This window comes from Dysgonomonas mossii (assembly GCF_004569505.1).
Classification (GTDB): domain Bacteria; phylum Bacteroidota; class Bacteroidia; order Bacteroidales; family Dysgonomonadaceae; genus Dysgonomonas.
This window is the reverse complement of record NZ_SPPK01000064.1, coordinates 1-454: the sequence shown is the minus strand read 5'-3', so window position 1 is coordinate 454 and position 454 is coordinate 1. Positions and strand designations below refer to the sequence as shown.

Below are 454 nucleotides of genomic sequence, written 5' to 3'. Positions count from 1 at the left end.
GCGTGCGGTTCCTGAACCAAGATATCATCGATCTGTACGCCCGCGTGCCGGTCGGCCGCGGGCGGTGGTGCTGGCGGCAAGCGGTTCTGCGGCGAGCTAGCTCACCTCCACCTGCACCACCCCCGGCACGGTCCGGAGCAGGCCGGCGAGCTGGGGGGAGGCCTGGAATTTGCCCGGCAGCCGGATCTCGACCTCGCGGCCGCCGCCGTCGAGCTTGAGGATCAGCGAGACCTCGCTCTCCCCGCGCATCGACAGCCGCTGCTGCACCGGCGCGACCCCGCGCGGGTCGCTCAGATGGATGCGGATGCCCTTCTGGTGGCGGGCGACCGCGTGGTCGAGGGGTTCCGCGGTCAGGATCCGGGCGCGCACGTCCTCGCCCTCCAGGTTAGCCTGAAGCTGGAGCACCAGGGGCCGGCCCGGTTCGAGGATGTCGCGGTACTGGCCGAGCCCTTCG

At 71.6% G+C, this 454-nt stretch carries 1 protein-coding gene; it reads right to left on the bottom strand.

Annotation, left to right across the window (positions count from 1 at the left end):
* Positions 1-96: 96 nt before the first annotated feature.
* On the bottom strand, positions 97-454 hold a 358-nt coding region (locus tag E4T88_RS18915), incomplete at its 5' end, for a hypothetical protein (RefSeq protein ID WP_221411818.1).